Source organism: Desulfocastanea catecholica, from assembly GCF_054657295.1.
Window position 1 is genome coordinate 1 of the sequence record NZ_BAAHYZ010000187.1, and the last position, 253, is coordinate 253.

Below are 253 nucleotides of genomic sequence, written 5' to 3' on the forward strand. Positions count from 1 at the left end.
TAGTCTGTATTTATATGCCTTGCCTATCTTCATGAGTAATATTATAATTTGGTCCATGGAAAAAAACAACGATATTCGAACCGGCAGACATTGTGTGTTCAATATGCATGTCCATCTGGTTTTCGTGACCAAATACCGGAAGAAGGTACTGGACGGAAAGGCGATTGAAATTCTCAGGGAATCCTTCACCAAAATCTGCGGAGATTTCGAGACAGAATTGATCGAGTTCAATGGTGAGCACGACCATGTTCAT

Annotated in this window: 1 protein-coding gene; it reads left to right on the top strand. The window is 40.7% G+C overall.

The window, feature by feature from the left end:
- Positions 1–55 precede the first annotated feature (55 nt).
- Positions 56–253 (top strand): IS200/IS605 family transposase (gene tnpA / locus ACYQ8U_RS23455; RefSeq protein ID WP_459947958.1); only part of this gene is annotated, 198 nt, incomplete at its 3' end.